At 61.4% G+C, this 23,659-nt stretch carries 22 protein-coding genes; 16 read left to right on the top strand and 6 right to left on the bottom strand.

Features of this window, described 5'->3' with window-relative positions; all coding sequences use genetic code 11:
• Window positions 1-473 precede the first annotated feature (473 nt).
• Both ACSQ2W_RS14035 and trxB read right to left on the bottom strand, forming a co-directional pair.
• Entirely contained in the window at window positions 474-1,370 is an 897-nt protein-coding gene (locus ACSQ2W_RS14035) for a LysR family transcriptional regulator VtlR (protein ID WP_436086790.1), read from the bottom strand.
• Window positions 1,371-1,483: 113 nt separating this feature from the next.
• On the bottom strand, window positions 1,484-2,458 hold the full coding sequence (gene trxB / locus ACSQ2W_RS14040; protein WP_436086791.1) for a thioredoxin-disulfide reductase: 975 nt from the start codon (window positions 2,456-2,458) through the stop codon (window positions 1,484-1,486).
• Between the two features lie 317 nt (window positions 2,459-2,775).
• Here trxB and ACSQ2W_RS14045 point away from each other — a divergent pair, with 317 nt between their 5' ends.
• The 6 genes from ACSQ2W_RS14045 to ACSQ2W_RS14070 are packed head-to-tail and all read left to right on the top strand — an operon-like array spanning window position 2,776 to window position 7,457.
• Window positions 2,776-3,777: a glycosyltransferase family 2 protein gene (locus ACSQ2W_RS14045; protein ID WP_436087787.1), complete on the top strand. Its 1,002-nt coding sequence runs from the start codon at window positions 2,776-2,778 to the stop codon at window positions 3,775-3,777.
• A 6-nt stretch (window positions 3,778-3,783) separates the two neighbouring features.
• Window positions 3,784-4,317 carry an acyltransferase gene (locus ACSQ2W_RS14050; RefSeq protein ID WP_436086792.1) on the top strand — a complete coding sequence of 178 codons (534 nt, stop codon included), beginning with the start codon at window positions 3,784-3,786 and terminating at the stop codon, window positions 4,315-4,317.
• Window positions 4,318-4,368: 51 nt separating this feature from the next.
• A complete protein-coding gene (locus ACSQ2W_RS14055; protein ID WP_436086793.1) occupies window positions 4,369-4,839 on the top strand; it encodes an Lrp/AsnC family transcriptional regulator in 471 nt (156 codons plus the stop codon).
• Window positions 4,840-4,887: 48 nt separating this feature from the next.
• Window positions 4,888-5,589 (top strand): FkbM family methyltransferase, encoded by a 702-nt coding sequence (locus tag ACSQ2W_RS14060; RefSeq protein ID WP_436086794.1) that lies wholly within the window; start codon window positions 4,888-4,890, stop codon window positions 5,587-5,589.
• Between the two features lie 13 nt (window positions 5,590-5,602).
• The gene (locus ACSQ2W_RS14065; RefSeq protein WP_436086795.1) at window positions 5,603-6,427 is read left to right on the top strand and encodes a glycosyltransferase family 2 protein; all 825 of its coding nucleotides are present in this window, start codon (window positions 5,603-5,605) and stop codon (window positions 6,425-6,427) included.
• 7 nt (window positions 6,428-6,434) lie between these two features.
• Complete coding sequence (locus ACSQ2W_RS14070) at window positions 6,435-7,457, top strand: glycosyltransferase (RefSeq protein ID WP_436086796.1); 1,023 nt, start codon at window positions 6,435-6,437, stop codon at window positions 7,455-7,457.
• Between the two features lie 205 nt (window positions 7,458-7,662).
• On the opposite strand, the gene ACSQ2W_RS14075 is transcribed toward ACSQ2W_RS14070, so the two are convergent.
• Both ACSQ2W_RS14075 and greA read right to left on the bottom strand, forming a co-directional pair.
• On the bottom strand, window positions 7,663-8,718 hold the full coding sequence (locus tag ACSQ2W_RS14075) for a glycosyltransferase family 4 protein (protein WP_436086797.1): 1,056 nt from the start codon (window positions 8,716-8,718) through the stop codon (window positions 7,663-7,665).
• A gap of 188 nt (window positions 8,719-8,906) precedes the next feature.
• Window positions 8,907-9,383: a transcription elongation factor GreA gene (gene greA / locus ACSQ2W_RS14080; protein ID WP_037127414.1), complete on the bottom strand. Its 477-nt coding sequence runs from the start codon at window positions 9,381-9,383 to the stop codon at window positions 8,907-8,909.
• A gap of 251 nt (window positions 9,384-9,634) precedes the next feature.
• Here greA and ACSQ2W_RS14085 point away from each other — a divergent pair, with 251 nt between their 5' ends.
• The 4 genes from ACSQ2W_RS14085 (at window position 9,635) to ACSQ2W_RS14100 (ending at window position 12,851) form a co-directional block, all read left to right on the top strand.
• Window positions 9,635-9,931: a hypothetical protein gene (locus ACSQ2W_RS14085; RefSeq protein ID WP_436086798.1), complete on the top strand. Its 297-nt coding sequence runs from the start codon at window positions 9,635-9,637 to the stop codon at window positions 9,929-9,931.
• Window positions 9,932-9,944: 13 nt separating this feature from the next.
• Window positions 9,945-10,292, top strand: coding sequence for a hypothetical protein (locus ACSQ2W_RS14090; protein WP_436086799.1), 348 nt, complete (start codon window positions 9,945-9,947; stop codon window positions 10,290-10,292).
• Between the two features lie 17 nt (window positions 10,293-10,309).
• Window positions 10,310-11,290 carry an SDR family oxidoreductase gene (locus ACSQ2W_RS14095; RefSeq protein WP_436086800.1) on the top strand — a complete coding sequence of 327 codons (981 nt, stop codon included), beginning with the start codon at window positions 10,310-10,312 and terminating at the stop codon, window positions 11,288-11,290.
• A 142-nt stretch (window positions 11,291-11,432) separates the two neighbouring features.
• Window positions 11,433-12,851, top strand: coding sequence for an MFS transporter (locus tag ACSQ2W_RS14100; RefSeq protein WP_436087788.1), 1,419 nt, complete (start codon window positions 11,433-11,435; stop codon window positions 12,849-12,851).
• A 44-nt stretch (window positions 12,852-12,895) separates the two neighbouring features.
• On the opposite strand, the gene carB is transcribed toward ACSQ2W_RS14100, so the two are convergent.
• Together carB and ACSQ2W_RS14110 are read right to left on the bottom strand one after the other, a co-directional pair.
• The gene (gene carB / locus ACSQ2W_RS14105) at window positions 12,896-16,390 is read right to left on the bottom strand and encodes a carbamoyl-phosphate synthase large subunit (protein ID WP_436086801.1); all 3,495 of its coding nucleotides are present in this window, start codon (window positions 16,388-16,390) and stop codon (window positions 12,896-12,898) included.
• 233 nt (window positions 16,391-16,623) lie between these two features.
• Window positions 16,624-18,033: an adenylate/guanylate cyclase domain-containing protein gene (locus tag ACSQ2W_RS14110; protein WP_436086802.1), complete on the bottom strand. Its 1,410-nt coding sequence runs from the start codon at window positions 18,031-18,033 to the stop codon at window positions 16,624-16,626.
• A 271-nt stretch (window positions 18,034-18,304) separates the two neighbouring features.
• Between ACSQ2W_RS14110 and ypfJ the strand changes: the two genes are divergently transcribed.
• From ypfJ to ACSQ2W_RS14140, 6 genes are all read left to right on the top strand, one after another.
• The gene (gene ypfJ, locus ACSQ2W_RS14115) at window positions 18,305-19,234 is read left to right on the top strand and encodes a KPN_02809 family neutral zinc metallopeptidase (RefSeq protein WP_436086803.1); all 930 of its coding nucleotides are present in this window, start codon (window positions 18,305-18,307) and stop codon (window positions 19,232-19,234) included.
• 183 nt (window positions 19,235-19,417) lie between these two features.
• Window positions 19,418-19,753: a hypothetical protein gene (locus tag ACSQ2W_RS14120; protein ID WP_436086804.1), complete on the top strand. Its 336-nt coding sequence runs from the start codon at window positions 19,418-19,420 to the stop codon at window positions 19,751-19,753.
• Window positions 19,754-19,882: 129 nt separating this feature from the next.
• A complete protein-coding gene (locus ACSQ2W_RS14125) occupies window positions 19,883-20,203 on the top strand; it encodes a hypothetical protein (RefSeq protein ID WP_436086805.1) in 321 nt (106 codons plus the stop codon).
• A gap of 282 nt (window positions 20,204-20,485) precedes the next feature.
• The gene (locus ACSQ2W_RS14130; RefSeq protein ID WP_436086806.1) at window positions 20,486-21,739 is read left to right on the top strand and encodes a TCR/Tet family MFS transporter; all 1,254 of its coding nucleotides are present in this window, start codon (window positions 20,486-20,488) and stop codon (window positions 21,737-21,739) included.
• Between the two features lie 95 nt (window positions 21,740-21,834).
• Entirely contained in the window at window positions 21,835-22,935 is a 1,101-nt protein-coding gene (locus ACSQ2W_RS14135; protein ID WP_436086807.1) for a flavodoxin family protein, read from the top strand.
• 39 nt (window positions 22,936-22,974) lie between these two features.
• Window positions 22,975-23,631 (top strand): UdgX family uracil-DNA binding protein, encoded by a 657-nt coding sequence (locus ACSQ2W_RS14140; protein ID WP_436086808.1) that lies wholly within the window; start codon window positions 22,975-22,977, stop codon window positions 23,629-23,631.
• The last annotated feature ends 28 nt before the right edge of the window (window positions 23,632-23,659 follow it).

The raw sequence follows: 23,659 nt of genomic DNA on the forward strand, positions 1-23,659 counted from the left end.
GAGGGGAACAGCTGCTGCGGTGGCACTGGGAGGAAAAAGACCACCATCTGCACCAGCTGGATTGGATATGGGAAAGGGGATTGCGCATTTCAACCCGCGGCGCCAAGAAAAATTGCAACTATAAGGATGTACTTGAATTCAAGGCAAAAAAAGAGGGCCACAAGAAAACTTGGGCCCTTTATAGTTATGAAGGTATCTAAACCTCCAGAGGGGAACAGCTGCTGCGGTGGCACTGGGAGGAAAAAAGCCACCAAACTGCATCAGCTGCAGTCGATATGATGGTTTTTTGGGCGCACTGCAATCATTTAATATGCATGACAGCCATGTGCCGAGCGCAGGCCTGCGCATTTTTCAAGCGATTTAAATCGCTTATTCACCTGAGGTTGTTAAGGCTTCGGGAAAAAATCAGTTAAAACAGTAGTTTGTCTAGTGGGAATGTAGAGAACATTTTTTGTGCAACTGCGAAGGCGGCGTCAGAAACTCCAGTTGCGCGCTTTTGCGACGATGAAATCGCGAAAGACTTTCAACTTCGCGGCGTTCTTCATCTCGTCGGGATAGCAGAAATAGGTGTCGAAGGATGGAATGGCGGCGCCGATCGGCAGTTGAATGAGGCCGGGGTCGCGACCGACGATATAGTCCGGCATCATGGCGATGCCGATGCCGAGCAGGCAGGCGCGCTTGATCGAGGTCTGGCTGTTGATCTGCAGATGCGAGGGGCGGGGATTGTCCGAATCGCGCCCGGCAATCTCCAGCCAGTTGACGTCGAGCAGGTAGTTGGGCGCAGGTTCGCCGAAGGTGATGATGCGGTGATTGTCGAGATCGTCGAGCGACTGCGGCTCGCCGTATTTGTTGATGTAGGACGGCGCCGCATAGACGTGCATGTGCACGGTGAAGAGCTTGCGCTGGATCAGGTCTGATTGCTGCGGCTGGCGCAGGCGGATGGCGCAGTCGGCGTGGCGCATGTTGACGTCCAGTTCCTCGTTGTCGAGGATCAGCTGAACCTGCATTTCCGGATAGAGCGCCAGGAATTCCTGGACCTTGTCGGTCAACCAGCCCTGGCCGAGACCAACGGTTGTGGTGATGCGCAGCTTGCCGCTCGGCTTGTCGGTGGTCTCGGTCAGCTGGACCCTGACGCTTTCGAGCTTCATCAGCACTTCGTGGGCGGTACGATAGAGAATTTCACCCTGTTCGGTGAGGATCAGGCCACGGGCATGGCGATGAAACAGCTTGATGCCGACATCCTGCTCGAGCGAGCTCACCTGGCGGCTGATGGCCGATTGGGAGAGGTGCAGTTTGTCGGCCGCATGGGTGAACGATCCCGCTTCCGCCGCCGCATGGAAAATGCGCAGTTTGTCCCAGTCTAGCGGCATAGGGCCTCCCATAAAGGCTCGTGGCGGAAAACGGCCTCGTTCTTTCCCGCCAGAGAGCTGATTGTCTGTTCCCACTCAGGAGCGAGAATTCCCGCTCCAATTGTTCGCGGCTTCTATTCGGCCGCAATTGCGACGGGCATATGGCCCGCCAGGTATTTTTCGGCTTCGAGCGCCGCCATGCAGCCCATTCCGGCGGCCGTGACCGCCTGGCGATAGATGTCGTCCGTCACGTCGCCGGCCGCGTAGACGCCAGGCACGTCCGTGGCGGTCGAATCGGCGGCCGTCCACAGGTAGCCGTTCGGCTTCAGGCGCAGCTTGTCCTTGAAAAGCTCGACCGCCGGCGCATGGCCGATCGCCACGAAGACGCCGTCGATCGGCATTTCGCTCACCTCGCCGGTGCGGGTGTTGCGCAGCTTGACACCGTTGACCGAGGCCGGCATCGGCGGCTTGGCCGGCGCGCCGAGATACTCGACGACCTCGTGATCCCAGATCACCTTGATGTTTTCCTTGGCGAACAGCCGCTCCTGCAGGATTTTTTCCGAGCGGAAGCTGTCGCGGCGGTGAATGACGGTAACGGTCTTGGCAAGGTTGGACAGATAGAGCGCTTCCTCGACGGCCGAGTTGCCGCCGCCGACGACGATCACGTCCTTGTTGCGATAGAAGAAGCCGTCGCAGGTGGCGCAGGCCGAAACGCCGAAACCCTGGAAGGTGGCCTCGCTCTCGATGCCGAGCCATTTGGCCTTGGCACCGGTGGCGATGATCAGGACATCAGCCGTCCAGTCGGTGCCGCTGTCGGTCGTGAGCTTGAACGGCCGCACCGAGAGATCGACGCTGGTGACGAGATCACTGACGATCTCGGCGCCGACATGTTGGGCCTGCTTGAGCATCTGCTCCATCATCCAGGGACCCTGGACCGGATCGGCATAACCCGGATAGTTCTCGACGTCGGTGGTGATCATCAACTGGCCGCCCTGTTCCATGCCGGCGATCAGAACCGGATTGAGCATGGCGCGCGCCGAATAGATGGCGGCGGTGTAGCCAGCCGGGCCTGAGCCGATGATGAGAACTTTGGTATGTCGGGCAGTCATGAGCCGGGTCCTTCGATCGTCGGAACGGTATAACACCGTCCGGCTTCGTCATATGGTGAGAAATTGTCCCCTAGTCTAGGGATTCCGGCGGCCTTGTTTCAAGGGCGGCCTCGTTGATACGCACAGATGTGTTGCGCAATTGCCCCGGTTTGGCGAGGTTTTTGTGCATGGCGCGTAAAGACGCTCTCGTTTTTTTATCCTAATACGTGTTACCGACAAAACTTATGACAATCGCCGATCGGACAGACGTGGCAGTGAACAAGCGGAAATCCCCATACCCGTTTCGCAATCCCGGCGATTTCGACTACGGCCGCACGCTGTTTCACCGGTTCGGCACCTGGCTCTACAGCCGCCGCGTTTCTTCCCGCCGCAAGAGGAAGACCGAAACAGTGACGTTGTCGCCTTTGTCGCCCGCAACGTTCCGGCCGTTGCGGAGCGCGGATGTTCCGCTGCTTTTCCTGGCGCATGACGACCTCAAATTCATGCGGTCGCTGCTGGCGCATTATCGCCGGCTGGGAGTGACCCGCTTCATCTGCGTCGATGATCAATCGACGGATGGCACGCGCGAATTTCTTTGCACGCAGCCCGATGTCGACGTCTGGACCTCCGGTGTGCGCTATCGCGAGGCACGGCGCGGCAAGCTGTGGCGCGAAGCCTTGTTTGCCCGCTATGGCAAGAACCGCTGGTATCTGAATATCGATGCGGACGAATACCTCGTCTACGACCGATGCTTCGAAAGACCGCTGCCGCAACTGATCGCCCATCTCGAAAGCCTCGGCGTGCGCCGGTTCGCAGCTCCGATGATCGACATGTACCCCGGGGGCGAGGTCAGCGCCTTTGCCTTCGACGGTTCGACGGAGGCCATGCCATGGGAGGTTGCCGATTGCATCGACGGCAGTGGCTACGTCATCGAGAAGACCAAGCGCTTCCTCAGCCTTGCCGGCGGTCCGCGGCGGCGCAAGTTTGCGGCCGAAGCCGAGATGATGAAATATCCGCTGATGTACTGGGATGACGATTGCAGCTTCGGCGTCAGCATCCATCAGCCGCTGCCCTTCGACCGCAACTTTTCGCCCATCTCCGGCGTACTCTTGCATTTCAAGTTCTTTGCCGATTATCACGCGAAAACCCGTCAGGCGGTGGAGGACAAGCAGTATTTCGGCGGCGCGCGCGAGTATCAGCGCATCCTCGATACGGTGGCGGCCAGCGGCGAACTCGATTTCGTCTATGAAGACACGCTGAAATATTCGTCGCCGGAGCAATTGATCGAGCACGGATTCATGCGCTCGATCTGGTCTGCCGGCGAACAGCTGGGGACTTGAGGACCCATGCGGATCGGATCGATTTCCCACTATTTCTGCCTTCTTCGCGGACTTCTTTTGCCGGGCTATCTGCGCCTCGGCCGTAAATCGCAGATCCGGTGGGGCGCGTTCATCGACGCCTACCGGGGCCGAGTGGTGATCGGCGACCGGTTCAAGATCCATCGAGGCGGCTTCATCGACGCGCAGAAAGGCACGATCGAGATCGGTTCGAACGTGTCGATCAATCCCTACAGTATCCTTTATGGTCTGGGCGGCATAAGGATCGGCAATGATGTCCGTATCGCCGCCCATGTCGTCGTCGTTTCCTTCGATCATCGTTATGACGACGTTTCCAAAGCCATTACGATGCAGGGCGTCGTCGCCAAGCCGATCGTGATCGAGGATGATGTCTGGATCGGTGCCGGAGCGCAGATCCTGGGCGGCTCCCATATTGCCAAAGGCTGTGTCATCGGCGCGAATGCCGTGGTCAAAGGCAAAACGGAACCCTACGGAATTTATGTTGGCAGCCCGGCGCGGCTTTTGAAGTATCGCGGGCAATAACAAATATGGTCTGCACATGCAGGATCGACAAGAAAAACGGGAAGCTCAACCATGGTGATGCGCGTCGACCTTGATGCAATCGATATGAAGATTTTGCGCGAGCTCCAGAATGACGGCCGGATGACCAATGTCGAGCTGGCCGAGCGGGTCGGCATATCGGCGCCCCCGTGTCTCAGGCGCGTGCGCAAGCTGGAGGAGGCGGGCATCATCCGCGGCTATCGCGCGCTGCTGAACGCACCGGCGCTCGGCTATGACCTGGTTGCATTCTGCATGGTCGGTCTCCAGCACCAGTCGGATGCCAATCTCAAGGCCTTTGCCAAGCAGACGGCAAATTGGCCGCTGGTGCGCGAAGCCTGGATGGTCTCGGGCGAATCCGATTTTCTCCTGCAGTGCGTGGCCGAAAACCTTGCAGCATTTCAGGATTTCGTTATTGAGGAGCTCACGGCCACGGAGAACGTGGATACCGTGCGCACGATGCTGACCATCCGGCAGGTCAAGGATGTCTCTCTGATAGAGATGTAGGTTGCTTCCGCGCCGGTGTCTCCGGTTGTCACGATAGGATCAGGTGATTTGAAACGACTGCTGCGATCGCTGCGCAAGAGCTTCCGTTATATGTTCAACGTCCGCACCGTCCGGCTGGGCGGCGTCACGATTGACACGACCATCGGTCATATTCCTGAAAACGTCCGGGAACTGATTTTTCGCGAGATCTACGAAGACACCGAACGCGACCTGATCGGCAGGATCCTCAAGCCCGGCATGCGCACGCTTGAAATCGGCACCGGCATCGGCTTCGTCAGCCTCGTTGCCGCCCGCATCTGCGGCGAACACAGTGTCTTCTGCTACGAGGCCAATCCGGAGTTGGAGCCGACGATCAAAAGAAATTTTGAGCTGAACGGTCTGACGCCGAACCTCACCATGCGCGCGGTGACCGTCGACGGTGCGCCGATTGCCTTCTTCAAGAGCGACAACATCATCTCCTCCAGCCTCTACGACCGCAAGCGCGACGACAAGCAGATCATCGTCGAAAGCGAGGCGCTCTCCGACGTCCTTGCAAAGCATGATCCCGCAGCATTGATCATGGACGTCGAGGGCGCCGAAATCCAGCTGCTCGGTGTCGACCTGAAGAACGTTGCCGACATCATCGTCGAGTTGCATCCGCATATCGTCGGCGAGGATGCCATCGCGGCGCTCATTTCCAATCTGAAGAACCGCGGCTACGTCATGCTGAGCAATAACCGCAAGACCTCCCATTTCGCCCGCGCGGCCTGAAGGGCACTGCTCCATGCCATCGAAGCTCCCGGTTTCCGCCTTCATCATCTGCCTGAACGAGGAAGCCTATCTCGGCAATTGCATCGAGAGCCTGGTGAACTGCGCGGAAATCGTCATCGTCGATTCCGGCTCGACCGACGGCACGGCGGCGCTGGTGCAGTCCTATATCGACAAGGGCTGGCCGATCCGTTTCCTGTTCGAACCCTGGCGCGGCTATGCCGGCCAGAAGCAGTTCGCGCTGGAACAGTGCCGCGAGCCCTGGTGCCTGAATATCGACGCCGATGAGCGGCTGGATGAACCGCTGCAGGCGCTGCTGCCGTCACTGATTGCGGCGCCGGCTGACACCGTCGGCTGGCGCGTCGCCCGCCGGCCCTATCTGATCGGCTACGGCTATACGCCGGACAAGGTGCGCGAACGCAAGAACCTGCGGCTGATCCGCAAGGGCGGGGGGGCATACGACCTTGCGCAAAAGGTGCATGAAGGGATCGTGCCGGACGGCAAGGTCGAGGCGGCGGCGACGGGCAGTCTTTTGCACTACCGGCCGCTTGTTATCGACGAGCAGATCCTCAAGGAAAACAAATATTCGACGCTGAAGGCGGACCAGCAGTTTGCGGCCGGCAAGCCGCCGCGCCCCTACAAGGTGATCCTCAGCCCGCCACTCTATTTCCTCCGGCTCTATTTCCGCAATGGCCTCTGGCGCTGTGGCCTTCCGGGCTTTATCGAGGCGGCAACCGGCAGCGTCTATGCCTTTCTGACGGCGGCAAAGATCTATCAGCGGCATGCCCTCAAGCGCAGGCCGAATTTCGACGACATGGAGCGCGCGCGGCGCGGCAAATGAGGACCGCATGAAGGTTATGCACTACCACTTCGGCAAGGACGGCGGCGCCGAGCGCTTCTTCGTCCACCTCGTCAATGCGCTTGCCCGGCGCGGCGTCGAGCAGACTGCCGTCATCCGTCCGAACCGCCTGTGGCGCAAGGACGTCGAGCCCCATGCCCGGCTGATCGAAAGCAATTTCCGCAACCTGTCGCCGGATCGCATCCTGCTGCCGCTGAAGGTCATGCACCTGGCGCGCCGCGAAAAGCCGGATGCGCTGTTTTCCTGGGCGACACGGGCAAGCCGCCTGATGCCGAACTACAAGGGCTGCATCAAGATTTCGCGGCTCGGCGACTATCCGACCAATCTCAGCTATTTCAAGAACACCGACGTGCTGGTCTGCAACACGCCGGGGATCGGCGAACATGTGCGCCGGATCGGCTGGAAGCGCGGCGTCGAGGTGATATCCAACTTCACCAACACCGAGCGCGTCACGCCGATCGACCGCAGGAGCGTCGATACGCCGGAAAATGCGCCGGTCGTCATGTCGATGGGCCGCTTCGTGCCGCGCAAGGGCTTTGCGCTGTTGACTGCGGCCGTTGCAAAATTGCCGGGTGTCTATCTCTGGCTTGCCGGCGACGGCGAGGAGATGGAAAACGTGCGCAAGCTCGCCACCGATCTCGGCGTCACCGACCGTGTGCGCTTCCTCGGCTGGCAGAAGGACACGCGTCCTTACGTGGCGGCCGCCGACATCTTCGTCATGCCGTCAAGTCACGAACCGCTCGGCAACGTCATTCTCGAAGCCTGGGCACAGCAGAAGCCGGTGGTCTCCAGCCGGTCCGAAGGGCCGACCTGGTTCATGCGCGACGGCGAAAACGGCCTGCTCGTCGATATCGGCGATACCGACGGTTTCAGCAGGGCGATCGAACGGTTGATCAACGACCGGCACCTTGCCGATCACGTCGCCTTGGGCGGCCACGAGACCCTGATGGGGCAGTTTTCCGAGGAGGCGGTTGCCAACGCCTACCTCGAACTGTTCAAGCGCAAGCCTTAAATTTCGTCGTTTTTCGGTTGAATAGGCCCCGTCATGGTAGCCAGCAGCCCCTCACCCTAACCCTCTCCCCGCTTGCGGGGAGAGGGGATTTGCCCGGAGTTTGCCGCATGTCCCTTCTCCCCGTCTACGAGGAGAAGGTGCCCGACAGGGCGGATGACGGGTCGCAACGCACCAATATGTTTGAGGCGCTTAATAAGCCGCCGTATCAGATAAAAAGTTTCTCGTAGACCGCCCCGATCCGCGATGCCTCGCCCTGAATGCTGAAACTGTCGGTCGCACGAGCGAGCCCACGTTCGCCCGCCAGCTTTGCGCGCTCCGGGTCGTCCATAAACGCAGCGGCGGCCTGCGTCATGTCGCCGAGCGAATTTGCCGCAATGAGGATGCCGGTTTCATCCTCGCCGGTCACCAGCAGTTCCGAAAATGCGCCGACATCGGTCGCCACGACCGGCACCTTTGTCGCCATCGCCTCCAGCGGCGTCAGCCCGAAACCCTCCCAGCGTTGCGGAGCGACGAACAGGTCGAGCGCCCGGTACCAGTCCGGAATGTTGGTATGCTCGCCGACGAAGAGGATGCGATCAAAAAGGCCCGCTTGCTTCACCCTGTCCTTCAGTTCGTTTTCGAAGGAGACGTGCGCCGCCGTCGCACGGCCGGCGACGATTGCGATCCAGTTCGGTCGCATCGGCAGAAGTTCGATCATCGTATCGACGAAAAGATCCGTGCCCTTCTGATGGCGCACCCGGCCGAAACAGCCGGCGATCTTCTTGTCGGGGGCAAGGCCAAGTGCTGCCTTCGCGGCCATCTTGTCATCGGCGGGAAAGAATCGCAGCGTGTCGATGCCGTGCATGATCGTCGTGCTCGGCACCGCCAGATAGGCGGCGGTGCGATTGCTGGTGGCGATCACCGCGTCCATCCGGCGGATCAGGAACTTGCTCCAGCCGGAATGCTTGCGCTGCGAGGCGGAGGTGAAGACGATCCTGAGCTTCATCCGCAGGATGTCCCGCAGCACGATCGCCGGCAGCATTTCGACATTGCGTCGCGCATGCCAGACCCTCAGCGCCCGGTTTTTCGGCCGACCCCACAGCCGAAGCAATGCGGAATAGCCGATACGGGGCAAACCGACCGGCAAGCCAGGACCCAAAGTCGCGACCTTCTGGCCGAGCGCACGTTGCACCGGAACAAGCTGGATGATCGTCGAGGTGACGCCGGAAAGGCGGCGCTTGAAGTTCGGCGCGATGATCTCGACGTCGCTGATGTCTTCCACGCTTACGTGCCCTTGTTCTCTAACAGAAAAAGCCCGGAGGCAGCTCGACGTGCCGTCCGGGCTTTTACTGCATAATTCCTTAAATCGGAATCGATTTAAGGACAAAAATTATGCAGCAACTCCAGCTGTTACAGCGACCTTTGCGCGTCTGAACAGACGCGCGGCGCTGTAATGCAAAATGCCGGGGATCAGCCCCAGTTGATCGCGAGGATTTCGTAGGCCTTCGAGCCGCCGGGGGCGACGACCTCGATCGAATCGCCGACTTCCTTGCCGATCAGCGCGCGGGCGATCGGCGAGGAAATCGAGATGCGGCCCTGCTTCACGTCGGCTTCCTGGTCGCCAACGATCTGGTAGGTCTTGTTCTCTTCCGTGTCCTCGTCGACCAGTTTCACGGTGGCGCCGAACTTGATCTTCGAGCCGGACATCTTCGACAGGTCGATCACCTCGGCACGTGCCACGAAATCCTCGAGCTCGCCGATGCGGCCTTCATTGTGGCTCTGGGCTTCCTTGGCGGCATGATACTCGGCATTTTCCGAAAGGTCGCCATGGGCGCGCGCTTCGGAAATGGCTTCGATGATCCGCGGGCGCTCCTCCTGCTGACGCCAGCGCAGCTCTTCCTGCAGCTTGACGAATCCGCTCTGAGTCATCGGCACTTTATCGACCATTTCATTGTCCTTCATAGTCCGCACCGAGCCCGCAAAAGGCGGGCTCGGCACAAAAGAAAACGGTCACCGGAGCGTTAACTCCGGAACCGTCAGAAACATTTGAACAACGCTTATAGCAGAAAGCGGAGTGCAAAAGCCAGATTATTCGGAGGAGGGGGCAAGTCCGGAAAGACGCGTTTTACGGCGAAACCGCAACGAGGGGGAACAATCTCGAGGTATGATCGTTGGTTCTGCAAGACAAGGATCAGCTCATGCCGAACCCATCACCGGACCATCTTGAAGGCAGGCTCAACGCGCACCGAAAGCTCTTTATCGCACTTTCGGCGTTCATCGCGGCAAGCAGCGAGGGCCGCGCGTTTCTCGAGCGTGTCGCGGAGGACAGCGAAACCGTATCCGATCACGAAGAGGATCCGGGCATCGAGCCTGATGACGGCTTCGCGATGCAGCAGGTCGCCGACGACGAGATGCAGTCGATCGTGAAGGCGGCGTTGTCGCGGGCTGCGGCAGCCGAAAGCGAGGAGCAGCGGCGCAGGGATATCGCACCATGAATGAGGTGAGATCATGCAAGATCGCCCGCAGGACAGATTGAAGCTCTACCGCCTGATTCCCGTCGCCGCTGCCAATGATCCGAACTGGGACAATGCCGACTATCAGGGTGAGGTGGTCGTTCGCGCCTTCTCGGCCGCGGATGCCCGGGTCGTCGCCGCGCAGGCGGAACTCGATTTTACCGAGATCGATGCATTGCCGGCCGAAGGCAATTCTACCCGCGATGCCAGCGCATTCCGCAACGAGCGACTCTATACGGTAGTCGAGATGTCTGAGCAGCAGGGGCTTGCGGCCGACGGGCCGCGCGGCGTTGTCGAGGGCGTTGTGTCCGTCGGCACGATCAAGCCGACGCAGATTCCGTGAGACAAAGGAGAAAGACCATGGCTGCACAGGCAAGCCAAGCTGCCCGCACCGCGGAAAAACAGCGCCATATCCAAAAACAGGTCGCCAAGGCCGACGCCAAGGACAAGCAGCAGAAGTCCGCAAAACCGAGGGCGATGCAGGCTGGCGCGCGGCTCTACCCGGTGCCGCCGTTTCCGAAACAGCATCAGCCGAAGCCCGGCGCCGAATACAAGCTCGATCCCGCCCCCTTGTACGATGCGCCGTTTTACAAGGGTTCCGGCAAGCTTGAGGGCAAGGTGGCGATGATCACCGGCGGCGACAGTGGCATCGGCCGCGCGGTCGCCGTGCTCTTTGCCCGCGAGGGCGCCGATGTCGCAATCCTCCATCTCGCCGAGGGCCGCGATGCGGAAGACACCGTGAAGGCGATCGAGGCGGAGGGCCGCAGGGCGATGGCCATTCCCGGCGACGTCAAGGACCGGATATTCTGCCACAAGGCCGTGGCCGCCGTGGTCGAGGCTTTCGGAACGCTCGACGTGCTGGTCAACAACGCCGCCTTCCAGGTTCATACCGCAGATGTGCTCGACCTGACGGAAGAACATTTCGACGAAACGCTGAAAACCAATCTCTACGGCTATTTCTTCATGGCGCAGGCCGCCGTGCGGCACATGAAGGAAGGCAGCGCCATCATCAACACCGGTTCGGTCACCGGCATCGAAGGCAGCAAGCAGCTCCTGGACTATTCGATGACCAAGGGCGGGATCCATGCCTTCACCCGGGCGTTGTCCGGACAGCTTGTCGAAAAGGGCATCCGCGTCAACGCCGTCGCGCCCGGCCCGGTCTGGACGCCGCTCAACCCGTCGGACAAGGAGGCGAAGGACGTGTCCACATTCGGTTCCGACACGCCGATGAAACGCCCCGCCCAACCGGAAGAAATCGCTCCGGCCTACGTCTTCCTCGCGTCGCCGCAATGTTCGAGCTACATCACCGGCGAGATATTGCCGATTGTGGGTGGGTACTGATCGGGGCGCCTGCGAGCGGAAAAATTGATGCGCTCGCGAAAATAGGACTTTACCTCAACTGCACTTGAGGTTGTAACAGTCATGCTTCTTTACTGGAGACGGAAGCATGACGACCGACAATATCCCCTACGTCGAAGAGCAGATGGCTGCTCCGCCCGTTGAATTATCGGCCGGATGGGCCGAACTTCTGCGGCCGCGCCATCTGGTGTCGACGATCACCCTCTGCCTCGGCGTGGCTCTCTTCGCCTTCAACGAATTCTTCATCTCGACGGCACTGCCGACGGCCGTCGAGGATCTCGGCGGCGCCGCTCTCCTGTCCTGGGCCTTCACCCTCTATCTCGTCTTCGCCATCATCGGCGGCATGGTGGCCGCCAATCTGAAGCAGCGGTTCGGAGCGCGAAACACGCTTCTTGTGTCCGCGGCCATCTTCATCGCCGGCACTGTATCTGCGACATTCGCCACGGACATGACGCAGGTTCTTGCCGGGCGCCTCCTGCAAGGAGCGGGCGAGGGCATTGTCGCAGCACTCTGCTATGCGCTCATCCCCGAGCTCTTTCCGCCGCGCCTCGTGCCGAAGGTGTTCGGCGCCGAAGCGATCGTCTGGGCACTGGCCGCATTCTCCGGACCGCTGGTCGCCGGTGGCCTGACGGAGCATTTCTCCTGGCGCGCCGCCTTCTTCGTCAGCATTCCGGTGGCTGCCCTCTTCATTGTTTTGGTGCTGTGCATCGTTCCGCACGGTGTCTCAGGTCTGCAGAAAGCACCGTCGATCCCGTTCGCACGATTGGCCTCGGCGGGTTTCGGCATCCTGATGATCTCGCTTTCCGGCGCGGTTGGCAGCACGGCGCTGATGGCTTTGCTGCTGGCCGGCGCCACGGTCGTGCTCACGGCCGTCGTCTATCTCGACCGCCGCTCGGCGAACCCGGTGCTGCCCAAGGCTGCATTCACCGCGCACAAAGCATTGGGAACGGGTCTTTGGGTCATCCTGTTGATGCCGCTTGCCCAGGCGGCCGGGTCGGTCTTCCTCGTCTACAGCCTGCAGCATCTGTGGCAGCTCGGACCGACCGCGGCCGGCGCTTTGAGCGCGGTCATGGCGATCTCCTGGAGCCTCACCGCGATCGTCGTCGCCAGCCTGCCATCTCTTGCGCTGCGCAACCGGATCATGCTGGCGGGGCCGGTTCTGCTTCTCGCCGGTCTGGCGGCGGTCATGACCGCGATCGGTTCGGGCGCGCTCTGGCTGGTCCTGCCGGGACAAGTGATGATCGGCGCCGGGTTCGGCACTTCATGGGGCACGATCAGCCAGTTGATGATGGATGTGTCCACCGATACCGAACGCGACCGGACCTCGGCGATGCTGCCGACCCTGCAATCGGCCGGCTACGCCATCGGCGCCGCCTTTTTCGGCCTTATCGCCAATGTCATGGGTTTTGGCGAAGCAGCATCGGCCGAAACGATCCGCCAAGCGATGCTCGTCGTCTTCGTCACCGGATGTGCGGTCGCCGCGGTTTCGGTTTTCTTCGGAATGAGGACGGGAACCCTGGCGCGCAGGCAAGCCAAGTTCTGAGACGCGGAATAGAGAAGCGGCGCCCGCAGGCGCCGCTCAAACCATCAATCCTGGAAATAGCTCTGCAGCGTCCGCACCTCGAGGCTTCCGGCCTTCAGTGCCTTGATCGCACGGGCCGCGGCTTCGGCGCCGGCCATGGTGGTGTAGTAGGGCACCTTCTGCATCAGCGTCGCGCGGCGCAGCGATTTCGAATCCGAGATCGCCTTGTTGCCGTCTGTCGTGTTGATGACGAGGTGGACCTGGCGGTTGCGGATGGCGTCCTCGATATGCGGACGGCCTTCCTGTACCTTGTTGATCTTGGTAGCGATAATGCCCTTTTCCGCGAGGAAGCGGGCGGTGCCGCCGGTTGCAAGAACCTTGAAGCCGATATCGGTGAGGTGGCGGATGGCGGGCAGAACGCGTTCCTTGTCCTCGTCGCGTACCGAGACGAACACCGTCCCCTCGCGCGGCAGGTCGACGCCGGCGCCGAGCTGTGCCTTGGCGAAGGCCAGAGCGAAGTCGGTGTCAAGGCCGATGACTTCGCCAGTCGAGCGCATTTCCGGCCCGAGCAGGATGTCGACGCCGGGGAAGCGGGCAAACGGGAAGACGGCTTCCTTGACGGCGATATGCTTCAGGTTGCGCGGGTCCGGCTTCTTGCCATAGGCGGCGATCGCCTCGTCGAGCTTTTCGCCGGCCATGATGCGGGCGGCGATCTTGGCGATCGGCGCGCCGATCGTCTTCGCCACGAAGGGCACGGTGCGCGAGGCGCGCGGGTTGACTTCGAGAACGTAGATCGTGCCGTCCTTGATGGCGTATTGCACGTTCATCAGGCCGACGACGTTGAGGGCCTTCGCCATCGCCTTGGTCTGGCGTTCCAGTTCGTCGACAATCTCGTCGGACAGCGTGTAGACCGGCAGCGAGCAGGCACTGTCGCCCGAGTGGATGCCGGCTTCCTCGATATGCTCCATGATGCCGGAGACGAAGACCGTCTCGCCGTCCGAGAGCGCATCGACGTCCACCTCGACCGCATTGTTCAGATAGCTGTCGAACAGAAGCGGGTTCTTGCCGAGCAGCGTGTTGATCTGGCCGGTCTTGTCGTTCGGGTAACGCTGCTTGATGTCTTCCGGCACCAGTCCCGGCACGGTGTCGAGCAGGTAGGTCTGCAGCATCGATTCCGAATGGATGATCTGCATGGCGCGGCCGCCGAGAACATAGGACGGGCGCACGACCAGCGGGAAGCCGATTTCACTGGCGACCAGGCGCGCCTGCTCGACCGAATAGGCGATGCCGTTGTTCGGCTGGTTGAGGTCGAGCTTCTGCAGGAGCTTCTGGAACCGGTCGCGGTCTTCGGCAAGATCGATCATGTCGGGCGCGGTGCCGAGGATCGGGATGCCGTTCTTTTCCAGTGCCTCGGCAAGCTTCAGCGGGGTCTGGCCGCCGAACTGGACGATGACGCCGACGAGGGTTCCTTTTTCCTGCTCGGCGCGCATGATCTCGATCACGTCTTCGGCCGTCAGCGGCTCGAAATAGAGCCGGTCGGAGGTGTCGTAGTCGGTCGAGACGGTTTCCGGGTTGCAGTTGACCATGATCGCCTCATAGCCGGCGTCCTTCAGCGCGAAGGCGGCATGGCAGCAGCAATAGTCGAACTCGATGCCCTGGCCGATGCGGTTCGGACCGCCGCCGAGGATGACGACCTTCTTGCGGTCGGAAATCTGCGCTTCCGAGCGGGCCGCTCCGTTGAAGGGCGTCTCGTAGGTCGAATACATATAGGCCGTCGGCGAGGCGAATTCGGCGGCACAGGTGTCGATGCGCTTGTAGACGGGGCGCACGTTCAGCCGGTTACGCAGCTCGGCCACTTCCTTCGGCCGCTTGGCCGACAGCGTCGCCAGCCGCGCGTCGGAAAAGCCCATGGCCTTCAGCATGCGCAGGTTTTCGGCATCTTGCGGCAGGCCGTGCTCGCGCACGCGCTCTTCCATGTCGACGATCGCCTTGAACTGGGCGATGAACCACGGATCGATCTTCGAGCCGTCATGCACGTCGGCCTCGCTCATGCCCATGCGCAGCGCCTGCGCGACCATGCGCAGTCGGTCCGGCGTCGGCGTGCCGATTGCCGCGCGGATGGCGTTGTGGTTGTCGCCATTGTCCTCTTCGAGGCCGGGGATCTCGATCTCGTCGAGGCCGGTCAAGCCCGTTTCCAGGCCGCGCAGCGCCTTCTGCAGCGATTCGGCAAAGGTGCGGCCGATGGCCATGACTTCGCCGACCGATTTCATCGCCGTCGTCAGCGTCGTGCCGGCGCCCGGGAATTTTTCAAAGGCAAAGCGCGGGATCTTGGTGACGACATAGTCGATCGATGGCTCGAACGAGGCGGGCGTCGCGCCGCCGGTAATGTCGTTGTCGAGTTCGTCGAGCGTATAGCCGACGGCGAGCTTGGCGGCGATCTTGGCGATCGGGAAGCCCGTCGCCTTGGATGCCAAGGCCGACGAGCGCGACACGCGCGGGTTCATCTCGATGACGACGAGGCGGCCGTTCTCGGGATTGACGGCAAACTGCACGTTCGAGCCGCCGGTCTCGACGCCGATCTCGCGCAGCACCGCGATCGAGGCGTTGCGCATGATCTGGTATTCCTTGTCGGTCAGTGTCAGCGCCGGGGCAACGGTGATCGAATCGCCGGTATGCACGCCCATCGGATCGATGTTTTCGATCGAGCAGATGATGATGCAGTTGTCCGCCGTGTCGCGGACCACTTCCATCTCGTATTCCTTCCAGCCGAGCACCGATTCCTCGATCAGCACCTCGGTCGTGGGCGAGGCGTCGAGACCGGAATTGATGATCTCGAAGAATTCCGAGCGGTTGTAGGCGATGCCGCCGCCGGTGCCGCCCATGGTGAAGGAGGGGCGGATGATCGTCGGCAGGCCGATCTCGTCGAGCGCCTGCGCGGCCACTGCCATGGCATGGCTCATATAGCGCTGCTTGCGGTCGGTCTCGCCGAGGTTCCACTGGTTCTCCAGCTCGTCCAGTGCCTTGTCGAGTTCGGCGCCGGTCAGCTGCGCCTTGACCCTGGCGCGTTCGGCCTCGTGAACCTTGCGGTCGTGATCCTTGATCTCGGTGGCGTTGGCGAGCATCGACTTCGGCGTTTCGAGCCCGATGCGCTTCATCGCCTCGCGAAACAGCGCCCGGTCCTCGGCCATGTCGATCGCGGCCGGCTTGGCACCGATCATCTCGACATTGTAGCGGTCGAGAACGCCCATTCTCTTGAGGGAAAGCGCCGTGTTCAGCGCCGTCTGGCCGCCCATGGTCGGCAGCAGGGCGTCCGGCCGTTCCTTGGCGATGATCTTGGCGACGACTTCAGGCGTGATCGGCTCGACATAGGTCGCATCGGCCAGGTTCGGATCGGTCATGATCGTCGCCGGATTGGAGTTGACCAGGATGACCCGGTATCCCTCTTCCTTCAGCGCCTTGCAGGCCTGCGTTCCGGAATAGTCGAATTCGCATGCCTGCCCGATGACGATCGGACCCGCGCCGATGATGAGGATCGATTTGATGTCTTGGCGCTTTGGCATGGTCTCTATCCGCTTTTCAGCTTGCGCGAAAAACCGGCCAGGGTGGGATATCACCGGCCGGGGCGCGCATGCTTGATCTTTTCAGGCTAGAAGCGGCTTATAGGGAAATGTGCGGGCAAGCGGAACCCCGAAAATGCGAGAATGGACAGGAAAGTTCGCGAGGGTTTTCCCTCTCTTGCCACCAGCTGTGATGTCAGGTTCGCCACGACGCCTGAAACCGGCGGCCGGGTGGCTTACGGGATAGTAAAAATGTTGATCTGGTCGGTAATGCCGCGCAGCGTGACGTTGTGCGACATAGGAGCCAGGCCGCGCTCCGACAGGAGGTTGGAGGCGCGGGGATCGTCAAGGACCGAGCCTGTGGCGAAGATCTCGCGAGACGTAGCCAGATGCTGCACGCGAGAGGCGATGTTCACCGTCTGGCCGAAATAGTCCTGTCGCTCGTTGAGGCTTACCGCGATGCACGGCCCTTCATGGATGCCGATTTTCAAAAGCAGGTCCTCGCTGCCGCGTTGCTCGTTGAGCTTGCGCATCGCCTCGCGCATCCGCATGGCGGCCGCGACCGCCCGGTCGGGCGTTGGAAACGTCGCCATCACGGCGTCGCCGATCGTCTTCACGACCGCACCGGCCTCGGCGCTGACAATCTCGTGCAAGATGCTGAAATGCGTCTTCACCAGATCGAAGGCCGCAAGATCGCCAACCCGCTCGTACAGTTCGGTCGAGCCGCGCAGGTCGGTGAAGAGGAAGGTGAGGCTGGTGATCTTCAGCCGCTGGTCCACGTCGATCGTGTCGGTGCGGTAGATGTCGCGGAACGTCTGGTTGGTGAGCAGGCGCTTCGCGGTCAGAAACGGGCGACGACGGCCGAGCAGATCGTGCAGCGCATCGTTTGCCAGGCACACGGACGGCAGGGTGCGAACCTCGGTGTGATTTTCCACCATGATGCGCACGGGCCCGGGCCGCAGCTCCAGCGTCTCGCGGTGCTGGAATCCGCGGTCGAAGACGAGCGAAAGGCTCGTTCGTTCCTTCGTCGGCTCGCCCTTCACGTCGAGGAATTGCGCTGCATGCGTCACCGGTTCGAAGACCATCACGAAGCCTTCCGGCAGTTGCAGCGATATGACCGCCTTTTCCCCCGACGGCAGTTCGAGTGCCTCGAGAACGAACTCGTCGACCTTTGCCTCGTAATCGTCCTCGGGCAGGTCGATGCCGGAGCCCCAATAGATCTGGCGGAAATACTCCAGCGGCGGCAACTCGTGTGGATTATGAGCTTCGATGTGGCGCACGCGCGGATTGACCGTGAAGGTCACTTCGACCATTTCGTCGAGCGTCGGCTCGTAACCGGCGGCGCAGAGGGCGCAGGTGTAGACATCGTTTTGCACGGTCTTCAGCGAGGTATTGGCGTCGAGCACCCCGCCGCAACCGGGGCAGAGAATGTTCCATGACATTTCGAACAGGCCGAGCCGCGACGCATGCAGGAAGCCTTTGATCGTCTGCTCCTCGTCGAGCCCTTCGCTTGCGGCAAACGCCAGCGCATTCACACGGCCGAGCTTGCGGTCCGGCGCGTCACGGACGAGCCGCTCGATGGCATCGACAATGTCCGGCTTTGCCGATTGGCGCAGCACCGCGAATAAAGACTGGGCCTCACTCATTTACGCAGTTTACACCAAATCCGGCGTGCGGACAGCGTGTGTTTGGGGGTGTCGCAGCAGAAAACCGAAGGGGAGTGCCTTGGGAGCCTTTGATTCCTCCCAAAACAGTGATCCGCCATACTGCAAAGCCGGTGCTACCAACGGCATCGTCGAGTTTGAAAACCGCTCTGAAACTTTATCGTTTTGATCTTGCACAAAATTGCGTCTCGCGCGTTATATGGTTGCTAACAAAGGCTCGACGGCCGAGAAGCAGAGACTGGGAGATCGCATCATGCAATGGAAGGGCCGCCGCCAATCGGGCAATGTCGAGGACGTTCGTGGATCAAGCCCCTCCCGTGGCGGCTTGGGCGGCAGCCCCTTCGGGCGAGGCGGTGGCTTCCGCATTCCGACCGGTGGCGGTCGCGGCGGTGGCATGAGCGTCGGCACGATCATCTTCCTCGTCGTCATCTATTTCGTCTTGAAGATGATGGGTATCGATCTCTTGCAGGTGATGGAGAGCGGGCAGGTCGGTTCGCCCGGCGTCGAGCAGACCGAAACGCAGTCACCGCGAGGCTCTGCGCAGGAGGAAGAAACCAAGGCCTTCGTCTCGACGGTGCTGGCCGAGACCGAAGACACCTGGAACGGCATCTTCCAGGCAAACGGCGAAACCTATCGGGAGCCGAAACTGAGGCTGTTCCGCGACGGCATCAATTCAGCCTGCGGCATGGCCTCCTCGGCGAGCGGCCCGTTCTATTGCCCGGGCGACCAGAAGGTCTATCTCGACATGGCCTTCTTCGACGAACTGGCTGAGCGCTTCGAAGCGTCGGGCGATTTTGCCGAGGCCTATGTGATCGCCCACGAAGTCGGCCATCACGTGCAGAACCTGCTTGGCATCCTGCCGAAAGTGAATGCACAGCGCCAGCGCATGAGCGAAGCCGCTTCCAACCAGCTGTCGATCCGTGTCGAACTGCAGGCGGATTGCTTCGCCGGCATCTGGGGCAAATACACCGAGCAGAAGGGGATCCTCGAACAGGGGGACCTCGAAGAGGCGCTGAACGCCGCCACCCAGATCGGCGACGACACGCTGCAGAAGCGCACCCAGGGCTACGTCGTTCCCGAAAGCTTCAACCACGGCACGTCGGCCCAGCGTTCGACATGGTTCAAGCGCGGCTTCGACAGCGGCAAGCTCTCGTCCTGCGACACGTTCAACAGCGACATCTGAGTGCTGACGGCAGGATCTCTGTTCAAAAAATAGTGTTCGCGCACGGCGCCTGATCGCAAAAGGAACGGGCGCGACCTACATCTCCCTTCTACAGCGCCGCGCGTCAAACATGACGCGCAAAGTGTTGTAGCGCTTTGAAACCGCTGAACGGCGCGCCAAGCGGGGCCATGAAGGAGAATAGACATGAGGAAATTCGTCTTAACTGTATTTGCCGTCAGCGCTCTGGCCCTGCCGGTCGCGCCTCCCGCCGCCGCTGAAACGCTCGGCACCATTCTTTTCGGCCGCCCCCTGGAGCCCGGATTGCTCGTTATCGTCATGCGGCCAAGCTATCATGGCGACGAAGATCGTGTTCCCTCGATCTATCGCTATCCCTCTGCCGAAACCATTGCCCGCGCGCAGAATGAAATCGCATCCAATCCTGTTCTCAGGGAGGCACTGGAGCGCCGGAATATCCAGCCGCACAACGTCGTTGCCGTCCAGACCGCTGCAAGCGGCGGCAAGATCATCTATGCGCGCTGATCGCCAGACTGCGTTTACGCCAGCCTGTGGCAATCGCACCGGCGATACCTTTTTGCCAAACTATCCGGAGGTTCCGCTCGTATCGGTACCGAACCGGTTCGCTCGTCCACGTATGAAAAGGAGAAGACAGTGAAAAAGGCCCTGCTGTTGGCGCTTTTCGCCGCATTCGTCATAGCCGCCGCAAGCACCGCGATCGGGCCAGCCCATGCCCAGAGAGCGCCTGCCGGCATCACGATCATCATGATCCGCGACTATTACGGTCCGGACGATTTCCAGCAGGTATCGCCGATCTACCGACATCCTTCGCCGCAGACGCTCGCGAAAGCGCAGGAGGAGATCAGGTCAAATCCTGATATCCGTGCCCTCCTGCAAAGGCGGGGCATTTCCTTTCGAAATGTCGTCGGCGTGCAGACCGCCCTTAATGGCGGCAAGGTCGTTTATGTGAGGTGACGTGTCTGGCGTCGCCGTTTCATGCGGCCGGACGGCAGATTCACCGACATCCGGGGCCGCGGGCGTCGGCAACAAGGCGGCGACATGCCGGCACCGCTCCAGGCCTTCGTACCTCAAGAGGGCTGACGTTTGCGGCACGCATCAATGTTCCAGCACCACCCATCACGAACATTGAAATGTTCACGGATTGTTTCGGTCGAAAAATTTCGATAAAGACGGTGTGCCGGTTTCCGTTCGCGTTCCGTATTCGTTTTCAGCATCCCGCCATAAAAGGTTTGTTCGATGATCGATGCCAGATCTGCGCGGCGCGGCCTGTCCCTCGTCTTTGTCATCCTGTTCCTCGATGTCATGGGCATCGCCATCATCGTGCCGGTGCTGCCCAGTTACCTGAAGGAACTGACCGGCGATACAATCAGCGAGGCGGCGGTTGACGGCGGCTGGCTGCTGCTCGTCTATTCCGGCATGCAGTTTCTGTTTGCGCCGCTGATCGGAAACCTGTCCGACCGATTCGGCCGCCGGCCGATCCTGCTTGCCTCGGTGCTGACCTTCGCGCTCGACAACCTGATCTGTGCCCTGGCGGTGAGCTACTGGATGCTGTTCGTCGGCCGGGTGCTTGCCGGCATCAGCGGCGCCAGTGTCTCGACGGCCGCCGCCTATATCGCCGATGTCAGCGACGACAGTAACCGGGCGAAGAATTTCGGCCTGATCGGCATTGCCTTCGGCACGGGTTTTGCGCTCGGCCCTGTTCTCGGCGGTCTGCTCGGCGAATTCGGGCCGCGCATTCCTTTCTATGGTGCGGCCGCGCTGTCCTTCATCAACTTCCTGATGGCCCTGTTCCTGCTGCCGGAGACGCTGGAAAGCCACAACCGCCGCCGCTTCGAATGGAAGCGCGCCAATCCGCTCGGGACGCTGAAGCAGATGCGCAGCTATCCCGGCATAGGCTGGGTGCTGCTCGTCTTCTTTCTCCTTTGGCAGGCGCATGCCGTCTATCCCGCCGTCTGGTCCTTCGTCGCCTCCTATCGCTACGATTGGAGCGAGGGGCAGATCGGCCTGTCGCTCGGCATTTTCGGCATCTGCGGCGCGCTCGTCATGGCCTTCGTGCTGCCCAAGGCGCTCCCGCTGCTCGGCGAATGGAAGGCCGGTGCCGTCGGCCTGATCTTCACCGGGCTCGGCCTCGCCGGCTATGCGCTGTCGGTCGAGGGCTGGATGATCTATGCCGTCATCCTCACCACCTGCCTGGAAGCGCTTGCCGATCCGCCGCTGCGCAGCATCGCCTCGGCCAACGTGCCGCCGTCGGCGCAGGGCGAACTGCAAGGCGCCCTGTCCAGCATCGCCAGCTTCACCACCATCCTCGGCCCGTTGATCTTCGCCCACATCTTCAGTGTCTTCACCGCGCCGCAGGCGCCCGTCACCTTCGCCGGGGCGCCCTATATACTCGCCGCCACCTTCGTCGCCGGTGCGATCGCCGTCTATTTCCTGAAGGTGCGCCCGGCCTCCGCCGCACTTGGCGCGGAGAACGCGACACAGTCCGGCTGAGCGCGCTGCCCGGCGCGTCCGTGCGCGGGCGCCCGTTGGAACATTCGGCAGACCACTCCGTTTGAAGATCATGCAAGCGGAGCGGAGGATCGAACATGAACGGCGGGAACGGCAAGGAACGACGCATCCCGGCGCCCCGCGAGGGGACGCCAAGCCCGCGGCTCGACGAGGGCGAATTCAAGCGGCGCTTTCTCATCCAGTTTCAGGACAAGGCTTTTAATCCGTTGACCGCTGAACTCGACAAGATCGCGTCGGCTGCATGGGATGCCTATGATCATCACCGTAAAAGCCCGAAAACGAAGAAAGCCGGCCCCGGCTATGCCGATCCGGACTATGAGCTTTCGGCCGACTGGATCGCCGCCCATCACGCGGTCGAGGAAGCCCAGCGACGGCACGACGATCCCTTGGCGCCGGCGCGCATCCTTTTGATTAGCGGTTCGGCCCGCAGTGAGCACACCTGTCCGGGCGAAATGTCGAAATCCTATCGGCTGGTCGAGATCGCGCGCGAAGTCATTGCGCGGCGTCCTGTCGAGGTCGAGGTTCTGCAGCTCGATCGCCTTGCCTCCGAATATGGACGGCATATCCATCCCTGCAAGGCGTGCTTTTCGACGTCGCCGGCCCTCTGTCACTGGCCCTGTTCCTGCTATCCCAATCATTCGCTCGGCCAGGCGCAGGACTGGATGAACGAGATTTATCCGATGTGGGTCGCCGCCCACGGCGTGATGATCGTCTCGCCGGTCAATTGGTACCAGGTTTCCTCGCCGATCAAGCTGATGATGGACCGGCTGGTCTGTGCCGATGGCGGCAATCCCGACCCGACCTTGACGCAGGGCAAGGATGCGGCGCTTGCCAAGAAGATCGAGATGGAGGGCTGGCATTATCCGCGGCATCTGGCCGGCCGGCTCTTCGCCGTCATCGTCCATGGTGATGTCGAGGGCGCCGAAAACGTCCGGCGCAGCCTGTCGGACTGGATGAAATACATGCGGATGACGCCGGCAGGGCCGCTCGCCGAACTCGATCGCTACATCGGTTATTGGAAGGAATATGCGGTCTCGCACGAAGAACTCGATGCCGATACCGCCATCCAGGACGAAGTGCGCAATGCCGCGCAGACGCTGCTCGACGCGGTGCTCGCGAAAAAGGCGGGCAAGCTCGTTGCCGCGGGAGCAGAGCTGCAGCAACCGCGGCAGAAATAAGCGCGTTAGCGAGATGCCGATCCCCAAGAGGAACAAGCCATGCCGGTCAAGACCCTGCGCAAGCCGAAACCGCCACCCGCCTTCACCGGCGAGCGAGCCGATGGTGCCTCCATCGCTGCCCTGCACCGGCAGGCGGAGGATTGTGAACGGTGCGACCTCTACAAGCACGCAACGCAGGTCGTCTTCGGCGAAGGGCCGCCGCATGCGCCGATCGTTCTGGTCGGCGAACAGCCGGGTGACCGCGAGGACGTGTTGGGCCGGCCCTTTGTCGGCCCCGCCGGCCGGCTGCTGGACGAATGCCTGCGGGAGGCCGACATCGATCGATCGCTCTGCTACGTCACCAATGCGGTCAAGCACTTCAAATTCGAGCGCCGGGGAAAGCGGCGCTTGCATTCCCGCCCAAATGCCGGCGAAATCCAGCGCTGCGCCTGGTGGCTGGCAGCGGAAATCGAGCTGCTCGAGCCGAAATTGATCGTCGCGCTGGGGGCAACCGCGCTCTATGCGCTGATGGGTCGCTCGATAGGATTGACGAAATATCGGGGTCATCTCCTCAAGACCATGAACGGCACGCCGCTGCTCGTGACGGTCCATCCGTCCTACCTGTTGCGGATCCGCGATCGTGATGAGGCGCAAGCGGCAAGGCAAGCCTTCGTCGTGGACCTGGCGCGCATGCAGTCGTTTCTGCCGCCTGAATGACGAAGGGCAAGAAAACGGCCGTCGCGCC

Source organism: Pararhizobium sp. LjRoot255 (assembly GCF_964252905.1).
Classification (GTDB): domain Bacteria; phylum Pseudomonadota; class Alphaproteobacteria; order Rhizobiales; family Rhizobiaceae; genus Pararhizobium.

Excerpts from the sequence above, each read along its gene's own strand:
- ACSQ2W_RS14035 (WP_436086790.1), bottom strand. The coding sequence starts at position 1,370 with ATGCCGCTAGACTGGGACAAACTGCGCATTTTCCATGCGGCGGCGGAA.
- trxB (WP_436086791.1), bottom strand. The coding sequence starts at position 2,458 with ATGACTGCCCGACATACCAAAGTTCTCATCATCGGCTCAGGCCCGGCT.
- ACSQ2W_RS14050 (WP_436086792.1), top strand. The coding sequence starts at position 3,784 with ATGCGGATCGGATCGATTTCCCACTATTTCTGCCTTCTTCGCGGACTT.
- ACSQ2W_RS14055 (WP_436086793.1), top strand. The coding sequence starts at position 4,369 with ATGGTGATGCGCGTCGACCTTGATGCAATCGATATGAAGATTTTGCGC.
- ACSQ2W_RS14065 (WP_436086795.1), top strand. The coding sequence starts at position 5,603 with ATGCCATCGAAGCTCCCGGTTTCCGCCTTCATCATCTGCCTGAACGAG.
- ACSQ2W_RS14070 (WP_436086796.1), top strand. The coding sequence starts at position 6,435 with ATGAAGGTTATGCACTACCACTTCGGCAAGGACGGCGGCGCCGAGCGC.
- greA (WP_037127414.1), bottom strand. The coding sequence starts at position 9,383 with ATGGTCGATAAAGTGCCGATGACTCAGAGCGGATTCGTCAAGCTGCAG.
- ACSQ2W_RS14085 (WP_436086798.1), top strand. The coding sequence starts at position 9,635 with ATGCCGAACCCATCACCGGACCATCTTGAAGGCAGGCTCAACGCGCAC.
- ACSQ2W_RS14090 (WP_436086799.1), top strand. The coding sequence starts at position 9,945 with ATGCAAGATCGCCCGCAGGACAGATTGAAGCTCTACCGCCTGATTCCC.
- ACSQ2W_RS14095 (WP_436086800.1), top strand. The coding sequence starts at position 10,310 with ATGGCTGCACAGGCAAGCCAAGCTGCCCGCACCGCGGAAAAACAGCGC.
- ACSQ2W_RS14100 (WP_436087788.1), top strand. The coding sequence starts at position 11,433 with ATGGCTGCTCCGCCCGTTGAATTATCGGCCGGATGGGCCGAACTTCTG.
- carB (WP_436086801.1), bottom strand. The coding sequence starts at position 16,390 with ATGCCAAAGCGCCAAGACATCAAATCGATCCTCATCATCGGCGCGGGT.
- ACSQ2W_RS14110 (WP_436086802.1), bottom strand. The coding sequence starts at position 18,033 with ATGAGTGAGGCCCAGTCTTTATTCGCGGTGCTGCGCCAATCGGCAAAG.
- ypfJ (WP_436086803.1), top strand. The coding sequence starts at position 18,305 with ATGCAATGGAAGGGCCGCCGCCAATCGGGCAATGTCGAGGACGTTCGT.
- ACSQ2W_RS14120 (WP_436086804.1), top strand. The coding sequence starts at position 19,418 with ATGAGGAAATTCGTCTTAACTGTATTTGCCGTCAGCGCTCTGGCCCTG.
- ACSQ2W_RS14130 (WP_436086806.1), top strand. The coding sequence starts at position 20,486 with ATGATCGATGCCAGATCTGCGCGGCGCGGCCTGTCCCTCGTCTTTGTC.
- ACSQ2W_RS14135 (WP_436086807.1), top strand. The coding sequence starts at position 21,835 with ATGAACGGCGGGAACGGCAAGGAACGACGCATCCCGGCGCCCCGCGAG.
- ACSQ2W_RS14140 (WP_436086808.1), top strand. The coding sequence starts at position 22,975 with ATGCCGGTCAAGACCCTGCGCAAGCCGAAACCGCCACCCGCCTTCACC.